Raw genomic sequence first — 24,507 nt, forward strand, 5'->3', positions numbered from 1 at the left:
GGCCTCCTCCTACTCGATTCATTGAATAGTTTGTACCACAGGGTGTGGTGCAAACCTTTTAGGGGCACAAATGGATTTGTCGATTACTTCTTCTTTGGCGTTAATTGGACTCTTGTCTTTAGCTTGTCAGCAGCTCGGCTGGCGTTTACGTCTTCCCGCCATTCTCCCTCTCCTTATCGTTGGCCTATTGTTAGGTCCCGGCCTGAATATTCTAAATCCCGATGCCATTTTCGGTGATGTGCTGTTTCCTATGATCTCCTTAGGGGTTGCCATCATCTTGTTTGAAGGAGCATTGACCCTAAATTTCAAAGAAATCAGAGGCCATGGCCGGATGGTGACTCACCTCGTGAGTTTCGGCATGTTGATTACATGGGCGTGTATCGTGGTGGGGGCATACTACTTTGTGGACTTCAGTTGGCCGTTAGCCGCACTGTTTGGTGCATTAGTTGTGGTAACTGGCCCTACGGTAATCGTGCCCATGCTTCGCAGTATTCAGCCTAAATCTTCGTTAGGCAGTATCTTGCGATGGGAAGGGATAGTAATTGATCCGATTGGCGCTCTGTTTGCGGTTCTCGTCTACGAGTACATTGTTTCTTCTGCCGACCCTACCGGACACGTTCTGTCAGCTCTGGGCCTGACGTTAGTCATAGGTTTAGGCTTAGGGATCATCGGTGGCCATTTGATTGCCAAGATGCTGCAAGGGCATTGGGTACCGCACTATTTACGTAATGTGGCTGTGCTGACGCTAATGTTGGCGGCGTTCTCGTTTTCTAATGATCTGAGTGAAGAATCGGGTTTATTAACCGTGACCATCATGGGGATCTGGCTTGCCAACGTGAAGGGCTTGGATATCGAAGACATCATCGAATTCAAAGAAACCCTGACCGTGTTACTTATTTCTGCGTTGTTTATTCTGTTAGCCAGTCGACTCGATTCGGGGGCTTTCCTTTCGATAGGTTGGGGCGGTATTGGGTTGCTAGCGGTGGTTATGTTGGTGGCTCGCCCGTTAAGCGTGTGGATCAGCGGGATCGGTACGGATCTTAATTCGGCGGATAAATGGTTTTTGAGTTGGATGGCACCTCGCGGGATCGTAGCAGCCGCGGTTTCTTCTCTGTTTGCGATAAAACTGCAAGAGAAGCAATTGATTGAAGGCGCAGATCTGCTCGTGCCCATGGTGTTCTTAGTCATTATTGGTACGGTTGTGATTCAGAGCTTAACCGCGAGCTGGTGGGCGAGAAGGCTAGGGGTCACTCAAGAGAAAGCGCAAGGGGTTATCTTCTTTGGCGCCACTCACTTTGCAAGACAATTTGCCAAGGTGCTAGCCACACACAACATCAACAGTGTGCTTGCTGATACTAACTGGGAAAGCATTCGCTTAGCTCGTATGGATAACTTGAATGTTTACTTTGGTAACCCAGCTTCAAGCCACGCGGAAAACAATTTGGAACTCGATGGGATAGGGCGTGCGATGATCGTCTCGCCTTATCGTCAAACCAACCCGTTAGTCAGCATGCATTACCAAGACGAGTTTGGTGCCAATAAGGTGTTTGAGCTTGAATCGTCAGAGACTAAGCATGAAAGACATCAAGTGAGCCGCAATGGCAATCGAAGTCTGTTCTCGGAAGGGATTACCTATTCTAAGCTTAACTCACTGATGGCTCAGGGTAGCCAAATTAAAAGTACAGGTTTGACCGAGGCATTTGATTTAAAAGAGTTTAATGCTTTGTATCCTAAAGCCATTCCTCTTGGGGTGATCACTGGCGGTGATTTCCGTTTAATGACACAAGGATCTGAGTTGGAAAAACTCATATCAACGGAGTGTGAGCTTATTAGTTTATTACCGCCTTCTGAACAGACGGAAAAAGTCGAGAATCCAGATAAGTAGCGAATAGCAGTGCATCAAAAGCGAGTCGCCCTGTTTCAAAACGAATGTCTAAGTATCAAAAAAGCCGCAGCGTTCATCACGTTGCGGCTTTCTAATTTTATTTATATGCGCTGCGGATTACTTCGAGTGAAATTGCTCACAAGCGATCATGGTGTTCTCGATTAGGCTCGCCACCGTCATTGGACCAACACCACCCGGTACAGGCGTGATGAAGCTTGCGCTTTCTTTCGCTACGTCGTATTCAACGTCACCCACTAGTTTGCCAGATTCCAAACGGTTGATACCCACATCGACCACAACAGCGCCTTTCTTGATCCAAGCACCTGGAATGAAGTTTGGCTTACCTACTGCAACTACAACAACGTCTGCTTGACGCACGTGGCCTTCAAGGTCTTTGGTGAAGCGGTGACATGTTGTCGTTGTACAACCTGCTAGAAGGAGCTCTAGCGTCATTGGGCGACCTACGATGTTTGATGCGCCAACGACAACCGCGTGCTTACCACGTAAATCGATGTTGTAACGGTCAAGCAGCGTGATGATGCCTTTTGGCGTACAAGAGCGAAGCTTAGGCATACGCTGAGCCAAACGGCCGACATTGTATGGGTGGAAGCCATCAACGTCTTTTTCTGGCGTGATACGCTCAAGAACGTGAGTGCTATCAATACCAGCAGGTAGAGGCAGTTGAACCAGAATACCGTCGATCTCTGGATCGTCGTTCAGTTGGTCTACAAGTGTTAACAATTCGTCTTCTGTCGCAGTGGCTGGCAAGTCGTAAGATTTAGATACGAAGCCAACTTCTTCACACGCTTTACGCTTACTTCCAACGTAAACCTGAGAAGCAGGGTCTTCACCCACTAAAACAACCGCTAGGCCCGGAGCGCGTAATCCAGCTTCAGTACGAGCTTTTACACGTGCAGCAACTTCGGAGCGAACCGTTTGAGAAATTAGCTTTCCATCAATATTTTGAGCAGTCATGAATTTCCTTAGTATTGATATTCAAGTTAGTGGCTGATGTTTTTGGCGCATTATTCCAGAAAATCTTTTTGATTACCATTAAGCAAACGTTTGCTTTGCTCTATTTTCCAACACTTATATGTTTGTTGGCCTTTTTTTGCCCACTTAGATCAGAATGTTACATAAAGCCGTTGCTTTACTGATTCGAATTCGTATAATTCGTTCCTGTAGCGCGCCCTTAGCTCAGCTGGATAGAGCACCTCCCTTCTAAGGAGGTGGTCGAAGGTTCGAATCCTTCAGGGCGTGCCATTATTTAAAGAAACCCGATAACTCTCCGAGTTGTCGGGTTTTTTGCTTTCTTACCATAATAAAAATACTCTTCTCAAAGCGCACTCATTTCCCCGCGTTATTCATTTCATTCGGCTCATGTAATAGAAAGTTAAAATTGTTCGTTTTTTGGGGTTTACATCATTTGGTAATAAAGCCACTATGAATTCACGAAGAATAGACAAGTAAAGCTGTTAGCCAGTCGGTTTCGGAATCAAACCTTCTGCTCAATAGCTGATTTAGAGGAAGTAATGGCAGGAAACAGTATCGGACAACATTTCCGCGTGACCACGTTCGGAGAAAGTCACGGTATCGCACTAGGATGTATCGTAGATGGGTGCCCACCAGGATTAGAAATTACCGAAGCAGATCTTCAAAGAGATTTGGATCGTCGTCGCCCTGGTACTTCTCGTTATACAACGGCTCGCCGTGAAGCGGATGAAGTGAAAATCTTATCAGGTGTATTTGAAGGCCAAACTACGGGCACTTCTATTGGTCTATTAATTGAAAATACAGACCAACGCTCTAAAGACTATTCCGAAATTAAAGACAAGTTCCGCCCTGGACACGCTGACTATACGTACCATCAAAAGTACGGTGTGCGTGATTACCGTGGCGGTGGTCGTTCTTCAGCTCGTGAAACTGCAATGCGTGTAGCGGCAGGTGCAATTGCGAAGAAATACCTAAAACAAGAATTTGGTGTTGAAATCCAAGCTTACCTTTCTCAAATGGGTGATATCTCAATTGATAAAGTGGATTGGAACGAGATTGAAAACAACGCTTTCTTCTGCCCTGATGCCGACAAAGTACCGGAATTTGACCAACTGATTCGTGACTTGCTAAAAGAAGGCAACTCGATCGGTGCGAAGATTCAAGTGGTTGCGACTAAAGTGCCTGTAGGCCTTGGTGAGCCAATCTTTGATCGTCTAGATGCAGACATCGCGCACGCTCTAATGAGCATCAATGCGGTGAAAGGTGTTGAGATTGGTGATGGTTTTGATGTGGTTAATCAACGCGGTAGTGAACACCGTGATCCATTAACTCCAGAAGGTTTCAGCAGCAACCATGCTGGCGGTATCTTAGGTGGTATTTCTACTGGCCAAGATATTGTGGCAAGCATCGCGCTTAAACCAACCTCAAGCATTACCGTTCCTGGTGACACGATCACTAAAGACGGCGAAGCAACGCAGCTAATCACGAAAGGTCGTCACGATCCATGTGTTGGTATCCGTGCGGTGCCGATCGCAGAAGCAATGTTAGCGATTGTATTGCTTGATCACTTGCTACGTCACCGTGGTCAAAACTTTGGTGTGACAACTGAAACGCCAAAAATCTAATTCTGCTTCTTTTTATTTAGAATAGAATTGATAGAAACAAAAAAGGGTTGCTTCGTAATGAAGCAACCCTTTTTCACATTAGCAGGATTATTCGTCCGGTTAGCGACTATCGTCATTAAAGACAGCTAGCAGCTAAAGGCTCTTAATCTATTAATGCACAGAGCTTTCAGGATCAAACTGGAACGAAGGCAAACGCCATTTGAATCTTACAGCCGCCATGCGCAGCAAGTAACCAACTACAAGCGTCACAATTGTCGCCGTGACGTCGTTGATGCCAAGCTCAAGCAAACCTAGGTACAAACCTGAAGCGACAAGTGCGACAGAGGCATACAGCTCTTCATGTAACACCAATGGTGTTTGACGACAGATAAGGTCACGTAACAAACCACCAAAGACACCTGTCACTAATGCCGATACCATGCAAATCATCGGGTGCAGACCCATGGTCATCGCTACTTTGGTACCAATGATACTGAATACGATTAGGCCTAAGGCATCCAAGCGAATAAACAAACCTTTTAGCTTGATAACCCATTTCGCCAACCCGGTTGTAATAACACCTGCGATACAGGTGATGGCCAGATACTGAGGGTTTTCAACCCAACCTAAAGGGTAATGGCCAAGTAAGATATCGCGTACTGTACCGCCGCCAATTGCCGTTGCGCTTGCAACCAGCATTACACCAAACCAATCCATTTTTTGTTTGCCTGCACTGAGAGCGCCGGTCATGGCTTCTGCCGTGATGCCGATGATATACAAAACACTTAGTAGCATTGCTGTAGCTCTATAATTTAGGTCTATAAACTCGAGTCTTATAGGCCTTAGGGATATAAAATGAAGCGCGAGTGTAGTAGTAAAAATGCTTGTTGACGAATGAATATTTGTACCGTGAATGGGCGTTTCAGATTAGCTAAACTAATCATTCACCTTAAAGTGGTGTAATCTGGGAATGGCAATCGATTGTCACTGCAAAGTATAATGGCGAACCCGATGTCATTACGCTTGATAGGGCTTTACCGAGCGCTTAAAAAAAAGCAAAATGCCCCAGTTATTTTTACTTAAATTTGATTTTATGACACACCAATACTCAGACATTATCGATATCTTCAATCAGACCTTTTTTGAAAGCTTTAATACCAAACTAGAGCTAGGGGCTGATGAGCCGATCTATTTGCCGGCTGATGATACTATCCCACACCATCGAATCGTGTTCGCACGTGGCTTTTACGCCTCTGCACTCCATGAGATCGCACACTGGTGCGTTGCTGGGTCTGAGCGTCGTTTACTGGAAGATTTTGGCTATTGGTATGAACCTGACGGTCGAACGGAATCGGTTCAAGCTGAGTTTGAAAAAGTAGAAATTCGCCCACAAGCGTATGAATGGATCATTGCGATGAGCGCAGGCTTTCCTTTTAATGTCAGCTGTGACAATCTACACGGCGATTTTGAGCCAGATCGTTTGGCCTTTATGAATAAAGTACACAGTGAAGTTATGGGTATCTTTGAAGTAGGCTTTCCGCCTCGCGTGAAAATGCTCTCTGAAGCATTACGCAGCTTCTACGATGTAGAACCTTTATGTGCTAGCCAATTTATTGTGAAATAAGAGAATATTATGATTATCGAATTTGAAGAAAAACTACTTGAAGTAATTGATGCTCGCATTGAAAACGCATCAGACGATGAACTGTTTGCTGGTGGTTACTTACGTGGTCATATTTCTCTTTCAGTGGCTTCATGTGAAGAAGAAGGCATTGAAGATGTGGCTGAAGTAAAAGCTCGTATTGAACAGAGCCTAGACGACGCTCGCTCTGAACTAACACCAGCAGACCGCACTATCGTTAATGACCTTTGGGTTGAGCTACAAAACCAAGCTTAATCTCGATGTATTAATACTATCCGCTCAGTCCCTTCCTTTCCCATTTTGCTGAGCGAACTGGTTTATTTGAGACTCGTTCGAAATTTTTGAATGAGTCCGTTCATTTCTTGTGATGGTTACATTTTCTTACTACGTTATTCTAATCCCACTTAACGGAATTACAGAAAGGTCACATCATGAAAGTTATCGCATTTGGCGCAAGCACAAGTTCTACCTCAATCAACAAAACACTAGCAACTTACGCAGCAAACTTGATTGAAGGTGCTGAAGTAAAAGTCCTAGACATCAACGATTACAATGTTCCTATGTTCAGTGAAGACACTGAAAAAGAGATTGGCCAAGCGGAAGGTGCTCAAGCATTCCTACGCGACCTAGCTGAAGCTGATGCGTTTGTTATCTCGTTCGCAGAACACAATGGTCACTACCCAGCAGCGTATAAAAACCTATTTGACTGGGCGACACGTATTGAGCGTTCAGTGTTTGGCGAGAAGCCGGCGGTTTACCTAGCGACTTCACCGGGCCCTGGTGGCGCACAAACGGTACTTGGTGCAGCGACAGGTTCTGCACCTTACTTCGGTGGCAACGTGCAAGCGTCAGTTTCAGTACCAAGCTTCTACGATAACTTTGATTTTGAATCTGGTTCTATCAGCAACGAAGAGATTGCTCTACAGATTAAAGACGCGGTTGCTAAGCTGTAAATACTGCTCCATTTAGAACATCAGTTTAGATCAACACGAATAACAAAAAGCCCGAGCGACTTAACTTAGTCACGTAGGGCTTTTTAGCTTTTAACTTATTAGTTTCAGATATTCAGAAATTTCAGATGTTCAAAATAGCTGAACTAGAAACTACGGCTTTGATTTAGAATGCTTGTCAGCAACCCATCCAGCCGTTAATGCCTTACCTTTACGCAGTCTGCGTACCCACATTCGACTTGGGTGAATCGCCTCAAGCACATCAACAGGCAAGGGCAGCGGATCGCCACAGATCTGTGATGCTAATACTTCAGCCAATAATGGTGCAGAGCTCAAACCACGTGAACCCAGTCCGATAAAGCAATAAAGGTTAGGGAAGCTTGTTACCGTTTCTACATCCTCAACCGAGTCACGCTGCGGGTTGAAGTTGTGGAGATCTTGGTACTGCTCCTTAATGGCTTCAAAGTCACCAACGTTTCCGACAAACGGAAGGTGGTCACGGCTTACGCTTCGGATACCTTGGCGCGCTAAGTTGTCACTGGTATCGACATCTTTTGTCCATGCTTGGTCTGGTAGTGACCCATGTAGGCGCTCGCCATTGTGCTGCTGAACCTCAATATCAAATTCTTGGTCGATATTGGTTTTGTCGTAGTTCGCACCAATACAGTGATGACCATTGTTGGGGTTCTGTGGCGTCAAATAGCCATCAAAGCACAACACGGTTTTTAGCTGGCTGAGATTTTCCGTGGTCGGAATATGGCTCACTTGGCCTTTAACCGGAGTCAGTGGTACTGGCTGAGTTTGTTCAAACTGAGTGAACTTGTGTCCGTTTGCGACAACTACTTGGTCGTGCTTGGTTTGAATCTCACCTTGAGGTGTATCCATCGTCAGTATCCATTGTTGTTCAGCTTCGAGCCACTCAAGTTGCGTTACTTGATGTTGATAGTGCGCGCTTACTTGGTTGTTCTCTTCTAACTTGCTAATCAAGCCTTGAGTCAGTTGCAGAGGGCTTAGCCAACCACCCAGCGGAAAGTAAACACTCTCTTTATCGACGGGTAAGCCAATCTTTTCGTTGGCTTGCTCTGGCAATAAACGCTGAATCAGGTCGGTGTGGAAGTTGCCTTCCAACATGCGATTGAGCTTTTTAGTGGAGCCTTGATCCCACATCAAGATGTTCACGCCACACCAACTGTGATCAAATTGAATAGACTGAGCCGCTTGATTAATAAATTGACGAGCAAACAGTAATCCCGGGCCAAACACGCGAGACACGTTCGAGGTCGCTTCGCTTAATAGCGGGTAAATCGCACCTTGGTTGTTACCTGAGGCATTGCCCGCAGCTTGTGGATGTTCACAATAAAGGGTGATGTTTTTACCACGACGGCTTAGCGTTTTGGCTAATGCAGCACTGGCGACACCACCACCAATGATCGCAATGTCTTGGGATTCAGTGTGTTGAGCGAGGCCATACCAAGGTTTGATGTTGGTGTGAGCGTGCTTTTCGCCAAGTCGGCCGGCGATCATTTCTCGCTTAGTACCAAAGCCTTTGACCTTTTTCATTTCAAAGCCAGCTTCAATTAAGCCACGGCGAACAAAGCCAGCAGCGGTGAAGGTGGCGCAGCTACAATCTTGCTTAGCGAGCTTAGCCATGCCGTTGAATAGGTTTTGATTCCACATCTCTGGGTTCTTGCTCGGAGCAAAACCGTCTAAGAACCAAGCATCAACCAAACCTTCACGCGGGGTTGGTACGTTGGGCATGCAATCTTTAATATCGCCAAACCACAAATCAAGCGTGATTGCACCGTCGCCCAGCACAATGCGGTGACATTCAGGTAGAGCAATAGGGTAGTGTTCTTGGAGTTGCGTCGCATACTCGGCTAATTCTGGCCACGATTGGTGTGCTTTGATCAGATCCTCTTTATTTAAAGGATATTTTTCAAAACTGATGAAATGTAACTCTTTGGTCATCGCTTGTGGGTTATCTTTAAGAAAAGCATCGAACCATTGCCAAACTGCAAGAAAGTTCAAACCTGTGCCAAAGCCGGTTTCAGCAATCACAAAGCGGCGTTGTTCATGTTCAAGCCAACGCTCTGGAAGGTGGTTTTGCTTTAAAAAGACGTAGCGAGTTTCTTCTAAACCGTTAACATTGGAGAAGTAAACGTCGTCAAATTGGTCTGAAACTGGCGTGCCAGACTCATTCCATTCCAGTTCTGCATTAGTAATTGAAGTCATAAAATCTATCATTTTGTGATTTGAAGCGATATGTTGGTAGGGATTGTACGAATTTCTAGGAAAGCTGACCACTTTTGTTAGGCTTCTTAGTTATCATCTAGCTGAATTTAGAATTATAGGAATGTCACATGAAACGAGTCGTAATCACCGGTATGGGTATTGTTTCAAGTATCGGTAACAACGTCGAAGAAGTTTTAGCATCACTGAAAGAGGGTAAATCTGGTATTACCGCTTCAGAGCAGTTCAAGGAAAATGGCTTGCGCTCTCAAGTATGGGGTAACCTAAAAATGAACCCTGCTGACCATATCGATCGCAAAAAAATGCGCTTTATGGGTGATGCAGCGGCATTCGCTTATCTTTCAATGGAGCAAGCAATTGCTGATTCTGGCTTAACTGAAGATCAAGTATCTAATGACCGCACGGGTATCGTTGCGGGTTCAGGTGGTGCTTCATCTCTAAACCAAGTAAACGCGGTAGACATCATCCGTGAGAAAGGCGTGAAGCGCGTTGGTCCATACATGGTTCCACGTACAATGGCTTCTACGGTTTCTGCTTGTCTAGCAACTCCTTTCAAAATCCGTGGTGTGAACTACTCTATGAGCTCTGCATGTGCGACATCTGCACACTGTATTGGTCACGCAATGGAGCTTATCCAACTTGGTAAGCAAGACGTTGTATTCGCTGGTGGCGGTGAAGAACTGGATTGGTCTCTGACTATGATGTTCGACGCAATGGGCGCACTTTCTACTAAGTACAACGACACGCCAGAGCTGGCTTCTCGTACCTACGATGCAGACCGTGATGGTTTCGTTATCTCTGGTGGCGGCGGCATGTTAGTTATCGAAGAGCTTGAGCACGCTGTTGCTCGTGGCGCAAAAATCTACGGTGAAATCGTAGGCTACGGCGCAACTTCAGATGGCTACGACATGGTTGCTCCTTCTGGTGAAGGTGCGGTTCGTTGTATGAAGATGGCGATGCAAAACGTTGATGGCGTTGATTACGTGAACACTCACGGTACTTCAACTCCAGTTGGCGACGTTAAAGAGCTAGGCGCTATCCAAGAAGTTTTCTCTCAAGGCAATGGCGGTGGCAACAGCCCAGCAATCTCAGCAACTAAAGCGATGACAGGTCACGCTCTAGGTGCTGCTGGCGTACACGAAGCTATTTACTCAACGCTAATGCTAGATAACGGCTTTATCGCTCCAAGCATTAACGTTTCGAACCTAGACGAAGCTGCTGCTGGCCTAGACATCGTAACTGAAGCTCGTGATCAAGAGCTAACTACAGTTATGTCTAACAGTTTTGGTTTCGGCGGTACGAACGCAACGCTAGTAATCAAAAAGTACCAAGCTTAACTTAAGCTTGAGTTACAGAGACAAGGTTAATCGTTAAAGGGTTGCGCTAGTGCCGATTCAACACGCACAGGTCACCCAGTAATAATGACCATCAGAACAAAGTTTTTAGACGCAGGTTGGTAAACGTGTTTTTTGAACATAGTTTTTAAATCTGGGTTTAGAGATTGAAAGGTTTCCAGAGCTTGACCAGTACTGACTTTGGTTAGTACTGGTTGAACAGACGCAAGACTCTGTCTCCTGGAGAGCGAGATAGGATCCTTTTGTTCTGGATGTTTGCCCGATTGTTTATTCAATCGGGCATTTTTCGTTTTAGCCGTTTGATCTTGGGTGTTCACTCTGGTTTCGGTTCTTGTCTGCCAAGGTTAGGTGATTCAGCCCTTTATTTATAATGTATTCCAATTGCTACTCGACACCGTGTGTGGAATTTTGCACAATCATTTCAATTCACATTTAGGTCGATAGACCCCAACAAAAGTACTCGCCAAATGAAAATCTTAATCGACGAAAATATGCCTTACGCTGAAGCGCTTTTTAGCCAGCTAGGGGAAGTGACAATGAAGTCTGGTCGCACATTAACAGCTGACGACCTAGTTGACGTAGACGCATTGATGATTCGCTCTGTTACCAAGGTAAACGAGTCATTGATCAGCAAAGCCAATAAGCTGAAGTTTGTTGGTACTGCGACGGCTGGCATGGATCACGTTGACCAAGAGTTGATGAAAGAGCGTGGTATTTTCTTTACTGCGGCACCTGGTTGTAACAAGGTGGGTGTTGCTGAGTACGCGTTCAGTGCGATGATGGTGCTTGCGCAGCAACAAGGCTTTTCTGTTTTTGATAAAACGGTTGGTATTATCGGCTGTGGTCAAGTGGGCAGTTACTTAGCGAAGTGCCTTGAAGGTATTGGTATCAAAGTTCTGCTGAACGACCCTCTAAAACAGCAAGAGGGTGATACTCGCGAATTTACTGAGTTAGAGACTTTGCTTGAACAATCAGACGTTATTACATTACACACGCCAATCACTAAGACGGGTGAGTATCCAACGCATCACTTGATCAGTGAGCAAGTGCTGAACAACTTACGTGCTGATCAAATCCTGATTAATGCAGCTCGCGGTCCTGTGGTTGATAACCAAGCGCTAAAAGCTCGCCTGCAAAAAGCCGATGGTTTCACTGCAGTGCTTGATGTGTTTGAGTTTGAACCTGAAGTCGACTTTGAGCTTCTTCCGTTACTCGCTTTTGCAACGCCTCACGTAGCGGGCTACGGTTTAGAAGGTAAAGCGCGTGGTACCACGATGATCTTCAACAGTTATTGTGAATTTTTAGGTACTGAACAGCGTGCCTATGCAAGCGACTTATTGCCGACAGCGCCTGTACCTCAAATGAAATTAGATAGAGCTTGGGATGAAGCAACACTGCACAATTTGACTCAGTTGATCTATGATGTGCGCAAAGACGACGCCTTATTCCGTCGCAATATCGTTACGCCGGGTTCTTTTGACAAGATGCGTAAAGAATATTGGGACCGCAGAGAGTACAGTGCAGTCGAGTTAACGGGCGACGAATCTTGTAATTTAACGCCGTTATCTAAACTCGGTTTTATGGTAAAGCCAACTTTATAAAAGAGAGAAACAATGAGCCAAGAATTTAATATTGCTATTTTAGGTGCGACTGGTGCGGTTGGTGAAACCATTCTTGAAGTACTTAAAGAGCGTAAATTCCCTGTCGGTGAAATGCACTTACTAGCAAGTGAACGTAGTGAAGGCAAAACTTCCCGTTTTAACGGCAAAACAATACAAGTACAAAACGTAGAAGACTTCGATTGGTCTCAAGTACATATTGCGTTTTTCTCTGCAGGTAGCGAGCTTTCAGAGCGTTGGGCTCCAATTGCGGCTGATGAAGGTGTGGTTGTCATCGATAACACATCACGCTTCCGTTACGAATACGATGTTCCTCTGGTTGTGCCTGAAGTGAACCCTGAAGCGATTGCTGAGTTCCGTAACCGTAACATCATCGCGAACCCTAACTGCTCGACTATCCAAATGGTAGTAGCGCTAAAACCAATTCACGATGAAGTGGGCCTTGAGCGTATTAACGTTTCAACTTACCAATCTGTGTCTGGTGCAGGTAAGCCAGGTATCGATGAGCTAGCGGGTCAAACGGCTAAGCTTCTTAACGGTATGCCAGCTGAAAACTCAGCGTTCTCACAACAAATCGCTTTCAACTGTATTCCTCAAATCGATGAATTTACAGAGAACGGCTACACGCGTGAAGAGATGAAGATGGTTTGGGAAACTCAAAAAATCTTTGCTGACTCTTCAATCACAGTGAACCCGACTTGTGTCCGCGTACCAGTATTTTACGGTCACGCAGAATCTCTACACATTGAAACTCGCGCACCAATCGGTGCAGAGCAAGTGGTTCAGCTTCTAGAGAACACAGAAGGTGTTGAAGTATTCCAAGCGCTAGACTTCCCAACTCAAGTTCGTGATGCAGGTGGTAAAGACCACGTAATGGTTGGTCGTATTCGTAACGACATCAGCCATCACAGTGGCGTAAACATGTGGGTTGTCGCTGATAACGTTCGTAAAGGCGCAGCAACAAACGCAGTTCAAATCGCTGAAGTTCTGATTCGCGATTACTTCTAAGCTTTATTGCTTTGATAAAAAAGCCTCACTCTTTAGTGGGGCTTTTTTAATCGATTAAAAATATTGTTAGTCAAATTGTGTGAAATTGCTGCGAATATTGTTGCTGCAACACATTTTTTGTTTTCATCTCTATAGTTTTACGTCATTTATCCGATATATTTAATAGATCATCACTTTTCCGAATTTAAGCACCTAGCTGAGCCTTTTATGTTTCAAATTTTCAAGCCGTGGTTAATGCCTTTTGCCTTTATCATTGCGACTCAGATTTCCGTTGTTCGTGCAGATTCCATTCGAGTTTTAGGGCCTAATGGCCAGATACAATCAGCGCCTACGTTTTCAGAACCACTTCAAAGAGCGCAATCAAATAGCGCTGAGCCTTCACGTTTCTATGGTCCAACTCGCGGCTCAGAAACATTGTGGTCTATTGCCTCAAAGTTACGCCCTGATAACTCCGTTTCAGTCCAACAAACTCTGTTGGCTATTTATCGCTTAAACCCACAAGCGTTTGAAAACCAGAATATCCATAGCCTGCTGCCTGCGAGCAATCTACGCGTGCCTTCTTTAGATCAAGCACGTGCAAGCTCGACGCAGCAAGCTATCAACATCATGAACTCACATCTTGCTAAGCTTGATGCTCCTGCAAGTAAGCCTGTCGCTTCAAAACCCAAAGCGCCGAGTTCTGATGCAAAAAATGTTACTCCTGCTAAGCAAGTAAGCACTACTGAAACTGCTAAAAAGCCATTGTCTCCAACTCAATCATCTCTAGCTCAATCTGCACCAACCCAAGAGATGAACAAGTTAGAGAAGCAGCTAGAGCTTTCAGAAACTGAACTGCTGTCACTTGAAGAGAAAAATCACCAACTTCGTTTGATGTTATCGAATGTTCAATCGGAAGTGGATGAGCTAAAAACAGAGCTCAGTGATGAAGACCGCATTCGTAGCGAAGTGGAAAAGCTGCTTGATGAAGAGCGCAGAAAGAACGCCGAAATTGAAAAGATGGCACCAAGTGTCATGGACGAACTGTTATCGAATGGTTGGTTAGTGGCGGCTCTTGCGATTATTCCAGGTCTGCTCATTGGTTTGATCGTTGTGATGCTGTTAGGCCGTCGTTCTAAAAATGATGAGCAACAGCAGACGACTCAAGAACAACCGCTCCAGCCAGAACCAAGTACCGTTGCACCTATTACATTGGGCGACGAGATGGACGACCTTAACGAGCTGTCTTTAGATGATGACTTGTTTGGTACGGAAGATGACGCCAACAAGCTGTTTGACGATCAAGCGCTAGCCGAAGAGGATGATGTCTTTGCTGGTTTAAATGAATCTGATCTCGATTTCAATCTAGATGGTGAAGACGATGACCCATTTGCGAGCATTGGCGAAAACGGTGATTTAGACACCAACTTCGACGATCTAGATTTAGACAGCAGCAACGGCATTAGTGTTAATGGCGAAGAGAAAGCGCTTGGCCTTGAAGAGATGGAACGTGCGCTAGACAAAACAGCGGAAAGCGCCGTCGATACTGATGATGTCGACTTTGATCTTTCTGATGATAACGCAATGTCTGCTGATGACATTGAAGCTTTACTATCTCAAGAGTCTGAAACTGAAGATCTCGGTTCCAACGAGCTAGACCAATCTTTATTAGATGATCTGTTTGCTCTTGATGACGAAGATGACGACAGCTTCGATATTGATGCTCTGATTTCGGAAGAGCAAAGTGATTCGCCTTCTAGCACTGAAACACCAGCAAGCGATGATTTTGACATCGATGCGCTTATCTCTGAGCAACAAAGTGAGACTAAGCCTGTTGATTTGAGCAATGACGATTTTGATATTGATGCTCTAATCTCTGAACAACAGTCCCCTGAGCCAGCTTCACCGACAGCGAATGATGATATTGATGACATCTTTGCCCAAGTTGCTGCTCAGAACGATCAAGCGAATGACCCTTTCAACCTCGATAGCGACGATGAGATTGCCACTAACCTAAACAGTGGTTTGGCGTCTGATGATGATATCGAAAACATTCTGTCTCAGTTCGATAAGCCCATCGTAAATGAAGAACCTCAAGACAGCGTTGATCTGCTTGATGAGCAACTGGCAGGCGATGACGTAGACCTAAGTAACTCGACAGACCTTCTTGATGAGATGCTAGGGGACGATTCGGATGATGAGTCTGAAAGCGAACCTCTTGGCTTTGATTCTCTGTCTGAGCTTGAAGAGCTTTCTGGTTTATCGACCGATGATGACATCAACATCGCAGAAGACAGCACGGAAACCTTGGATGAATTAATAGGTGACTCTGACGACGATGATTTCGAACTCGACGCCGAAAGTACCGACTTATTGGATGATTTCCTTGATAGTGAATTGTCAGATGATGAGCTTTTAGCGGATGCATCAAAATCAGAATCTCTAGACCCATTTGATGACTTACTGACAAGTGGCATTGAAGACGAGCTTGAATCTGAAGATAAGACGTTTGATAAAGAGTTAGACGCAGCCTTTGGTTTGGACAACGCCAATGAGGAGCCTAAAAAGGACTCAGACGTTGAGCTTACTCCGTTAACCTCTGAAGGTGAGCCTGAGCAAGATCCGGACATTAGTGAAACACTACAACCTGAAGTCGTTACTGATGAATCGTTAGATTCGGAACTGATTCAAGACAGCGCTGACGTTAAGCCAGAAAATGATGAAGCCTTTAATCGTGATGGTTTTATCGATGATTTGTTCGGTGTTGCACCAGCAACGGATGCTTTGCTTGATGACTCGCTAGAAACAACAGACGAAGCGTTGATTGATGAGTTAATGACTTCTGATGACAATGATTTGTTGTCAGCAATAGAAGAGCCTGTTGAACCATCAATTGAAAATACGGTTGAATCAGAGCAAGCGCCTCTTTCAAACAGCAACGAAGTATCAGCGCAAGAAACCGCATCATCGGTGGAGGATGATAAATTGGATATCGACTCGCTGTTATCTGAGAATTCTGATTTTGATAAACCAGATTTTGAAGAGCGAGTTCAAGAAGAAAGCGCACAACAAGAATCTGAGCCGAAAGGAACCGACGTCCAAGAACAGCGTGAAGACATTGCTGCTAGCTCTGAAGAGCAAGCTTCGCCATCCTCTTTAAATGATATCTCTGAAGATGATGAAGAGACGGTTGAAGACTGGCTAGCTGAGGCTATCGACGATGTAGAGTCGCCAGCTAACGTTACCTCTGATTTTGACTTTGAACCGAAAATCCAAGGTAGCGATCAGCTTGAAGATGTCGTTGAATCCTTGCCAGAGCCAGAGCCAGAGCCAGAGCCAGAGCCAGAGCCAGAGCCAGAGCCAGAGCCAGTTCGTGCTGCAAACATGCCAGAGATCATTCCAAATGAATTTGGTGTGCCAGAAGACGATGATTGGCTGATTGAAGATGAGGCGTCTGAACCAGAAGCATTAGCGGAAACTGACGTAACACCAGAGCTAGTGACACCTGTCGCTGAACCGAAAGTTGAAGCTACACCACAAGCGGAAGTAGCAGAACAAGCTGAAGTTCTAGGACAAGAAGGCGAAGAAGAATTCTCGTTTGATGACTTCGAATTGCCAGAGTTTAATGAAGAAGATGCACTAGCGGAAGCTGATGCTGAATCAACACCAGAACCAGTAACGCCAGCTATTGATGCTCAACCAAGTGTTGAGCCTCAAACTGAAGCCCAAGTTATAGCTCAGGCGCAAGACGACGAAGAGTTTTCGTTTGATGATTTCGACTTACCAGAGTTTAGTGAAGAAGACGCACTAGCGGAAGCTGATGCTGAATCAACAACAGAGCCAGCAACGCCTGCTATAGACTCTCAATCAAGTGTTGAATCGCAACCTACCGCTGAGCCTCAGTTAGATGCTGCACCACAAGTTGAAACTGCGAAACCAGAAAGCGAAGAAGAATTCTCGCTTGATGACTTCGAACTACCAGAGTTTGGTGAAGACGATGCGTTAGCGGAAGTGGTGAGTGAACCAGATGAAGCACAGTTAGAGCAAGACTTAGCGCCTGACACAGAGAAGTTCGAGTTCGATGACCTTGATCTTCCGGAGTACGATGAAGAAAGCGCAAAAGCAGACTCTGTTTTAGATGATATTGAGCAAAGCAATGCCGAGCCGGTGGCGGAAGCCCAAGGCGTAGAGTTCGATGAGTTTGATTTACCGGAATATGGTGAAGATGAAGCCATCTCTGATGCGTTTGCTGAGAAGCCAACACCACTGACTTCTTTCAGCCCACAAGGCGAAGAGCAAGATGCGTTGCATGATCTGTTCTCAAATCCGCAGAGCTATAGTCAGGCTGATGATTTCTCGAATGCTGAAGACTCTGAACCGGCTGGTTTTGCACAGCCAGAACAATCACTGAGCGCGGCTTCAGAGCCAAACTCAACGCCTGCAGCGATTCAAGACGAGCCACTAGAAGGCTTTGATGACTTTGATGAGACAGCATTAGCTGAGTTGCTTTCTGAAGATGTTCAAGACTCTGTCGACAACATGTTCGATAAGCCATTGGACGCAACTTCGATTGATAGCGCAGGGTTAGATATTGACGCCATGCTTGAAGTCGGCGGCGAAGACTGGAAAGGCTTTAACCTAGCGCCAGAACAACAATCGAGCATGCATAATGATGTGCCTGATGACCAACAAGAGATTTGGGCATCGGCTGAACAGCAAGCTGAACCGAAAATCAAAGAAGAGAATTGGGCTGAACAAGACAATTTAACCGAATCAGGCAACAGTCGTGATAAGCAGTACATGACGATTGATGAGCTAATGGCTCAAGTCGAGCAAGAAGGTGAAGAAGTCATTAATCCAGACGATGAAGAGCTTAAACTGGATGTGGGTCTTAACGAATTCCCTGATGTTATCGGTGATATTGGCAATTATGATGTCGACAGCAATGCAGAAGCTGCGGGTAAGCTTGATTTGGCCAAAATCTACATCGAGATGAGTGACTCGCAAGGGGCAATTAAGCTTCTAGAAGAGGCAATCGTTGACGGCAGCGATGATATTCGTCGAGAGGCAAAAAATCTTATCGATACGTTAAACGGTCGATAAATTTACAAATCAGAAAGGGTAGCGTTGGCTACCCTTTATTTTAAGGCGATACAGAGCGCTATCGTTTCATTTGGTTTTTCAACAGCATCGTCTCGGTCGATGCTGATTGTTTATTGAAGTTTTAGCCCCATCCTATTTGGGCTAGCACTGATTTCCGTATATACTTCTCGCCCATTTTCAAAGAGAACAAGAACATGAAAATTGCTTTAGGTATTGAATATAACGGTACCCACTACTTTGGTTGGCAGCGCCAACGAGACGTGAAAAGTGTCCAAGAAGAATTGGAAAAGGCTCTTTCAGTTGTCGCGAATCACCCTGTAGAAGTTATGTGCGCAGGTCGTACAGATGCCGGTGTTCACGGTACGGGACAAGTCGTTCACTTTGAAACTAATGTCGATCGTAAAATGGTGGCATGGACAATGGGCGCGAATGCCAACATGCCAAAAGATATTGCGGTTCGTTGGGCGACAGAAGTGAATGAGGATTTCCATGCTCGTTTCTCGGCTACTGCCCGCCGTTATCGCTACATTATCTTTAACCATGCACTACGCCCAGGCATTTTGAATTCAGGTGTGAGCCATTATCATGGTCATCTTGATGAGAAAAAAATGCATGAAGCGGGTCAGTACTTACTTGGTGAGAATGACTTCACTTCGTTCAGGGCAACACACTGTCAATCTCGTAGCCCATGGAGAAACATGATTCACTTGAACGTGACTCGTCATGGACACTACATTGTGATCGATATTAAAGCGAATGCGTTTGTTCACCACATGGTGAGGAATATTACGGGTAGCCTTATTGCCGTAGGTAAAGGTGAGCAGAAACCAGAGTGGATCCAGTGGCTTTTAGAAGCTAAAGATCGAAAAGTAGCCGGCGCAACTGCAAAAGCGGAAGGTTTGTATCTGGTGGATGTTGATTATCCTGAACATTTTGAGCTACCACGAGAGCCAATTGGTCCTCTATTTTTACCGGATAATTTGAACTAAATGTGAGACTTAGGTTCAAAAATTATTACGGTTTAGTGCGTAAGATAGTCCCAGGAAATAGGTACAACCAGTTTTTTATCTACAGTCGCTGTTTTATGTGCTTTAATTCCCACGCATAATTCCCAAATTTATTTCTTTCGCAATCAAGCGGAAGAATCGAAACAAAAAGGTCTTCCATGAGTTGGCTTGAAAAGATTTTAGAAAAAAGCAACATCGTAACATCTCGTAAAGCGTCTATCCCTGAGGGTGTTTGGACGAAATGTACTTCTTGTGAGCAGGTTCTGTACCATGCTGAACTAGAGCGTAACCTAGAAGTATGTCCAAAATGTGACCATCACATGCGCATGAAAGCACGTCGTCGTCTGGATACATTCCTAGACAAAGGTGAGCGTGTTGAACTAGGTGCTGATCTTGAGCCACAAGACAAGCTGAAGTTTAAAGACTCTAAGCGTTACAAAGAACGTATCTCTGCTGCTCAAAAGAACAGTGGTGAAACAGACGCATTAGTTGCAATGAAAGGCGAACTATTGGGTTTACCTATCGTAGCGTGTGCTTTTGAATTCTCATTCATGGGCGGCTCAATGGGTTCTGTTGTTGGTGCTCGTTTCGTGAAAGCGGTAGATGCTGCTATCGAGAACAACTGTGGTTTAGTGTGTTTCTCTGCAAGTGGTGGTGCTCGTATGCAAGAGGCATTGATGTCTCTAATGCAAATGGCGAAAACCAGTGCTGCGCTTGAGCGTTTATCTGCGAAAGGCCTACCGTTTGTTTCAGTTATGACTGATCCAACAATGGGTGGTGTTTCTGCAAGTTTGGCAATGCTTGGCGATATCAATATTGGTGAACCAAAAGCACTGATCGGTTTTGCTGGACGTCGTGTAATCGAACAAACGGTACGTGAAGACCTTCCTGAAGGTTTCCAACGCAGTGAGTTCCTACTAGACCACGGTGCTATCGACATGATTGTTGACCGTCGTGAGATGCGTCAGCGCGTTGCAAGCCTTGTTGCTAAAATGACCAACCAGCCTTCACCATTAGTAGTTTCTGTGAACGATTCACCGAATGAAGCTACTTATGAAGTACCAGAAGCGCCAGAAAAAGGGTAAAGTACCTTCTAACAAACCAACTTAATTATGGTTATGAGTTAGATGAGTCAACAACCTATTCCTCAAGCCACATCCTCTTTGGAGATGTGGCTTGATTATTTATTAAACATCCACACAAGCGCTATTGATCTTGGATTAGACCGAGTTCAGGCCGTCGCCTCTAAGGCAAACCTCACCAAACCTGCTCAACATGTTATTACTGTTGCCGGAACCAATGGCAAAGGCTCAACATGTGCACTGATGGAAGCGATTCTATTGGACGCTGGTTACTCAGTTGGTGTCTACAGCTCTCCTCACTTAATTCGCTATAACGAACGTGTTCGTATCAACGGCCAAGATCTATCTGATGAAAAGATGGTTCAGTCTTTCGATTTCATTGAGAAAGAGCGTGGCGAAATCAGCCTGAGTTTTTTCGAATATGGCACTTTAGCGGCGTTACGTGCATTTCAAACTGAAGCGGTTGATGTTGTGCTTTTAGAAGTGGGTTTAGGCGGGCGTTTAGACGCGACCAATATCGTTGAGCATGATGTTTCTGTGATTACTAGTTTGGCTGTCGACCATGTTGACTGGCTAGGTGATGACATCAATGTGATTGGTTTTGAGAAAGCGGGCATTTATCGTAGCGGTAAACCCGCTATCTGTGGTCAACCCAAGCCACCGGCTACGGTTGCAGCGCACGCTGATGACATTAAGGCTGAGTTCTACCAAGTCGGTATTCAATACACTTATGATGTTGACGGTGATACGTGGAACTGGCGCAGTGGTGCATTCCAACTAGAATCACTACCTATTCCAAGCCTGCCGTTACCTAACGCTGCAACAGCGTTGATGGCATTGGGCACATCAGAGCTTAGTATTAGCGACGTGAACGTGGTTAACGGCATGAAGAATGCGCAGCTTCCAGGTCGTATGCAGCAAATTAGCGAACAACCCGTGATTGTGCTTGATGTGGCGCACAACCCGCATTCTGCTGAGTACTTTGCGCAGCAAGTCGCGAAGAAGTATGCAGGCAAAAATTTACACGTTGTAGTCGCCATGCTTCATGACAAAGATATCCCCGCGACATTGGAAGTATTAGCGCCAATCACAACTCATTGGTATCCAGCTTCATTGCAAGGGCCACGCGCAGCGACAGCTGCTGAATTGTGTCAAGGCCTACCCGAAGGCGTAGAGCAGCATTCAAACCCTGTCACAGCTTTTGAAGCGGCTTTAGCTTCTGTTAAAGGTGACGATGTTGTGTTGGTTGTCGGTTCTTTCCATACAGTGGGTGAAGTGTTGGAGCATTGGCAGAAAAAAGGAAACTAAATGGCAAGTAAATTCCAAAGCCGGTTAGTCGGCACCATCATTTTAGTGGCCATTGGCGTGATTGTATTGCCCGATGTACTAGATGGTAAGAAGCTCCACTACAAAGAAGAGTTTGCAAGCATTCCAATTAAGCCTGAGCTTGATAGTAATGTTGAAGTGTTTGAAGTACTCGATCCCGTTGAAGATCAGATAGCGCTACCGGATTCTCCGGTTGAGCAAGTGGTTGAAAGTGGTCGTACTGATAATTCAAACACGCAAACCGCGTCTTCTTCTAATGATAAAGAAGCAGACAAAGTGGCAGTTGTGGTTAAGCCGGTACCTGAAAAAAATGAATACCAAGACAGTGCTTGGATTATTCAATTGATGGCTTTGAAGAATGCTGACAACGCAAAAAACGTTGTTAAGGATCTGCAAAAGCGCGGTTATCAGGCTCACACCAAGCAAGAAAAAACTTTTACGCGAGTAATTATTGGCCCGGATGTCTCTAAATCCAAACTTGAGCGACAAATTAAGGAATTAGAAAAAATTACGGGTTCAAAAGGCCAGTTGCTCAAATTTAAACCGTTAAATCCATAAGAAAACGTTTGCGTCAGCATTTTTTCTGTTAAAATGCGCGCCAACTTAAGATGAAGAATTCATGAATTGGTTAGATTTTGTCATTTTAGGCGTGATCGGCTTCTCTGCCGTGATCAGTTTAGTTCGTGGTTTCGCTAAAGAAGCCTTGTCACTCGTTATTTGGTTTGGAGCATTTTTTATTGCTAGCCAGTACTACGCTAAATTAGCGATGTACTTCACCAATATCGAAGATGAGATGTTTCGAAACGGAACTGCGATAGCAGCATTGTTTGTTGCAACGTTAGTTGTGGGTGCCTTAGTTAACTATGTCATCGGTCAACTAGTTCAGAAAACAGGCCTGTCAGGTACAGACAGAATCCTCGGTGTCGTCTTTGGTGGCTTACGTGGTGTTCTGATTGTGTCAGCAGTGTTGTTTTTCATGGATGCGTTTACTGCATTCCCAAGTTCTGAGTGGTGGAAGAATTCGCAATTGGTTCCAGAATTTAGTCGAATCATTGCGCCGTTCTTCGAGCATTTACAAGCAACATCTAGTTTCTTATCTGGCGCGCTCTAGCGCCAGTTAATGTCGAAAAATCGAGGATTAGGACATGTGTGGTATTGTTGGAATCGTGGGTTCAACACCTGTAAACCAGTCTATTTATGACGCTTTAACGGTATTGCAGCATCGTGGCCAAGATGCCGCTGGTATTTGTACCATAGAAAGCAATCGTTTCCGTCTGCGTAAGGCGAACGGTTTAGTAAAAGATGTTTTTGAAGCAAAACACATGCAGCGCCTACAAGGTGAAGTTGGTATTGGCCATGTTCGTTATCCTACTGCGGGTAGTTCAAGTGCGTCTGAAGCTCAGCCTTTCTACGTAAACTCTCCTTTTGGCATTACGTTGGCGCACAACGGTAACCTGACGAACGCAAACGAAGTTCGTGAGAAGTTGTTCGAAAAAGACCGTCGTCATGTAAACACAACCTCTGACTCTGAAGTTCTACTGAACGTATTAGCTCATGAGATCGATACTGTTAAAGGTAACGTAACTTCAGATGACGTTTTCCGCGCTGTGGCAAATGTGCATCGTACAATTCGTGGTGCTTACGCCGTAACGGCGATGATCATCGGCCACGGTATGATCGCATTCCGTGACCCACATGGTATTCGTCCATTGTGTCTTGGTAAGCGTGAAGTTCAAGGTAAAACAGAGTACATGGTTGCGTCTGAATCGGTAGCACTCGATGCTGTTGGTTTCGACTTCATGCGCGACGTAGCACCAGGTGAAGCTATCTACGCAACGTTTGACGGTGAGCTTTTCACTAAGCAATGTGCAGACAACCCACAACTAAACCCATGTATCTTTGAGTTTGTATACTTTGCACGCCCAGATTCATTCATCGACAAAATCTCGGTTTACAGCGCACGCGTTGAGATGGGTGAGATGCTTGGTATGCGTATTAAAGAAGAGTACGCAGACTTAGACATTGATGTAGTTATTCCAATCCCTGAAACATCAAACGATATTGCGCTACGAATCGCTCAAGCGATCAATAAGCCATACCGTCAAGGTTTCGTGAAAAACCGCTATGTTGGCCGCACATTCATCATGCCAGGTCAGCAACAACGTAAGAAGTCGGTTCGCCGTAAGCTCAACGCAATTCGCTCTGAGTTTAAAGGTAAGAACGTTCTTCTGGTTGACGATTCTATCGTTCGCGGCACAACATCAGAGCAGATCATTGAGATGGCTCGTGATTCTGGCGCAAATAAGGTCTTCATGGTTTCAGCTGCTCCAGAGGTTCGCTTCCCTAACGTTTACGGCATTGATATGCCGAGCGCGACAGAGTTGATTGCTCATGGTCGTGATAACGAAACGATTTGTAAGCAGATTGGCGCAGACGCCTTGATTTTCCAAACGCTACCAGATCTGATTTCTGCAGTGGGCATGGGCAATCAAGACATCTCTCGTTTTGATACTTCTGTATTTAACGGCGAGTATGTAACGGGCGATATCGACCAAGTGTACCTAGATTTCCTAGACTCTTTGCGTAATGACGACTCAAAGGTTCAGCGTGAGATTCAACAAGATCTTGCTAACTTAGAGTTACACAACGAAGGCGCTTAACTAGCGTTTCGTTAGTCATACAGAGTTTCGCTAGCGATAGAGAAAAT

General features: G+C 45.2%; 18 protein-coding genes and 1 tRNA gene. 16 read left to right on the plus strand and 3 right to left on the minus strand.

From position 1 onward, the window contains the following. Positions 1-70 precede the first annotated feature (70 nt). Positions 71-1,885 (plus strand): cation:proton antiporter, encoded by a 1,815-nt coding sequence (locus AB4371_RS11575; protein WP_372149775.1) that lies wholly within the window; start codon positions 71-73, stop codon positions 1,883-1,885. A gap of 117 nt (positions 1,886-2,002) precedes the next feature. Here AB4371_RS11575 and folD read toward each other — a convergent pair whose 3' ends face one another. Further along, on the minus strand, positions 2,003-2,860 hold the full coding sequence (gene folD / locus AB4371_RS11580) for a bifunctional methylenetetrahydrofolate dehydrogenase/methenyltetrahydrofolate cyclohydrolase FolD (protein WP_017062367.1): 858 nt from the start codon (positions 2,858-2,860) through the stop codon (positions 2,003-2,005). Between the two features lie 211 nt (positions 2,861-3,071). Here folD and AB4371_RS11585 point away from each other — a divergent pair. Beyond that, a tRNA-Arg gene (locus AB4371_RS11585) sits at positions 3,072-3,148 on the plus strand. 269 nt (positions 3,149-3,417) lie between these two features. Then, a complete protein-coding gene (gene aroC / locus AB4371_RS11590) occupies positions 3,418-4,503 on the plus strand; it encodes a chorismate synthase (protein WP_004734182.1) in 1,086 nt (361 codons plus the stop codon). Positions 4,504-4,653: 150 nt separating this feature from the next. Here aroC and AB4371_RS11595 read toward each other — a convergent pair whose 3' ends face one another. Continuing rightward, the gene (locus tag AB4371_RS11595) at positions 4,654-5,277 is read right to left on the minus strand and encodes a trimeric intracellular cation channel family protein (protein ID WP_372149777.1); all 624 of its coding nucleotides are present in this window, start codon (positions 5,275-5,277) and stop codon (positions 4,654-4,656) included. A gap of 298 nt (positions 5,278-5,575) precedes the next feature. On the opposite strand from AB4371_RS11595, the gene AB4371_RS11600 reads away from it, so the two are divergent. The 3 genes from AB4371_RS11600 (at position 5,576) to AB4371_RS11610 (ending at position 7,077) form a co-directional block, all read left to right on the plus strand. Beyond that, a complete protein-coding gene (locus AB4371_RS11600) occupies positions 5,576-6,106 on the plus strand; it encodes an elongation factor P hydroxylase (protein ID WP_372149780.1) in 531 nt (176 codons plus the stop codon). Between the two features lie 9 nt (positions 6,107-6,115). Continuing rightward, positions 6,116-6,379, plus strand: a complete 264-nt coding sequence (locus tag AB4371_RS11605) for a YfcL family protein (protein ID WP_017063425.1) — start codon at positions 6,116-6,118, stop codon at positions 6,377-6,379. A gap of 176 nt (positions 6,380-6,555) precedes the next feature. Beyond that, positions 6,556-7,077 carry an NADPH-dependent FMN reductase gene (locus AB4371_RS11610; protein ID WP_017070306.1) on the plus strand — a complete coding sequence of 174 codons (522 nt, stop codon included), beginning with the start codon at positions 6,556-6,558 and terminating at the stop codon, positions 7,075-7,077. 150 nt (positions 7,078-7,227) lie between these two features. On the opposite strand, the gene mnmC is transcribed toward AB4371_RS11610, so the two are convergent. After that, entirely contained in the window at positions 7,228-9,306 is a 2,079-nt protein-coding gene (gene mnmC, locus AB4371_RS11615; RefSeq protein WP_372149783.1) for a bifunctional tRNA (5-methylaminomethyl-2-thiouridine)(34)-methyltransferase MnmD/FAD-dependent 5-carboxymethylaminomethyl-2-thiouridine(34) oxidoreductase MnmC, read from the minus strand. A 128-nt stretch (positions 9,307-9,434) separates the two neighbouring features. Between mnmC and fabB the strand changes: the two genes are divergently transcribed. The 10 genes from fabB (at position 9,435) to purF (ending at position 24,460) form a co-directional block, all read left to right on the plus strand. Then, the gene (fabB, locus tag AB4371_RS11620; RefSeq protein ID WP_017070308.1) at positions 9,435-10,661 is read left to right on the plus strand and encodes a beta-ketoacyl-ACP synthase I; all 1,227 of its coding nucleotides are present in this window, start codon (positions 9,435-9,437) and stop codon (positions 10,659-10,661) included. Positions 10,662-11,146: 485 nt separating this feature from the next. Beyond that, positions 11,147-12,280 (plus strand): 4-phosphoerythronate dehydrogenase, encoded by a 1,134-nt coding sequence (locus AB4371_RS11625; protein ID WP_017062351.1) that lies wholly within the window; start codon positions 11,147-11,149, stop codon positions 12,278-12,280. A 12-nt stretch (positions 12,281-12,292) separates the two neighbouring features. Continuing rightward, entirely contained in the window at positions 12,293-13,306 is a 1,014-nt protein-coding gene (locus AB4371_RS11630; RefSeq protein ID WP_017062350.1) for an aspartate-semialdehyde dehydrogenase, read from the plus strand. 207 nt (positions 13,307-13,513) lie between these two features. Next, positions 13,514-18,385 carry a FimV/HubP family polar landmark protein gene (locus AB4371_RS11635; protein ID WP_372149786.1) on the plus strand — a complete coding sequence of 1,624 codons (4,872 nt, stop codon included), beginning with the start codon at positions 13,514-13,516 and terminating at the stop codon, positions 18,383-18,385. A 194-nt stretch (positions 18,386-18,579) separates the two neighbouring features. Beyond that, positions 18,580-19,374 (plus strand): tRNA pseudouridine(38-40) synthase TruA, encoded by a 795-nt coding sequence (gene truA / locus AB4371_RS11640; RefSeq protein WP_004734161.1) that lies wholly within the window; start codon positions 18,580-18,582, stop codon positions 19,372-19,374. A gap of 176 nt (positions 19,375-19,550) precedes the next feature. Beyond that, positions 19,551-20,477 carry an acetyl-CoA carboxylase, carboxyltransferase subunit beta gene (gene accD, locus AB4371_RS11645; protein WP_017062348.1) on the plus strand — a complete coding sequence of 309 codons (927 nt, stop codon included), beginning with the start codon at positions 19,551-19,553 and terminating at the stop codon, positions 20,475-20,477. 42 nt (positions 20,478-20,519) lie between these two features. After that, positions 20,520-21,782, plus strand: coding sequence for a bifunctional tetrahydrofolate synthase/dihydrofolate synthase (folC, locus tag AB4371_RS11650; protein ID WP_372083699.1), 1,263 nt, complete (start codon positions 20,520-20,522; stop codon positions 21,780-21,782). After that, complete coding sequence (locus tag AB4371_RS11655) at positions 21,783-22,358, plus strand: SPOR domain-containing protein (protein WP_017063432.1); 576 nt, start codon at positions 21,783-21,785, stop codon at positions 22,356-22,358. Between the two features lie 61 nt (positions 22,359-22,419). Then, positions 22,420-22,911 carry a CvpA family protein gene (locus tag AB4371_RS11660; protein WP_009848678.1) on the plus strand — a complete coding sequence of 164 codons (492 nt, stop codon included), beginning with the start codon at positions 22,420-22,422 and terminating at the stop codon, positions 22,909-22,911. 34 nt (positions 22,912-22,945) lie between these two features. Next, positions 22,946-24,460, plus strand: a complete 1,515-nt coding sequence (gene purF, locus AB4371_RS11665; protein ID WP_017062345.1) for an amidophosphoribosyltransferase — start codon at positions 22,946-22,948, stop codon at positions 24,458-24,460. Positions 24,461-24,507 lie beyond the last annotated feature (47 nt).

Source organism: Vibrio sp. 10N.261.51.A3, assembly GCF_041471965.1.
Lineage (GTDB): Bacteria > Pseudomonadota > Gammaproteobacteria > Enterobacterales > Vibrionaceae > Vibrio > Vibrio crassostreae_C.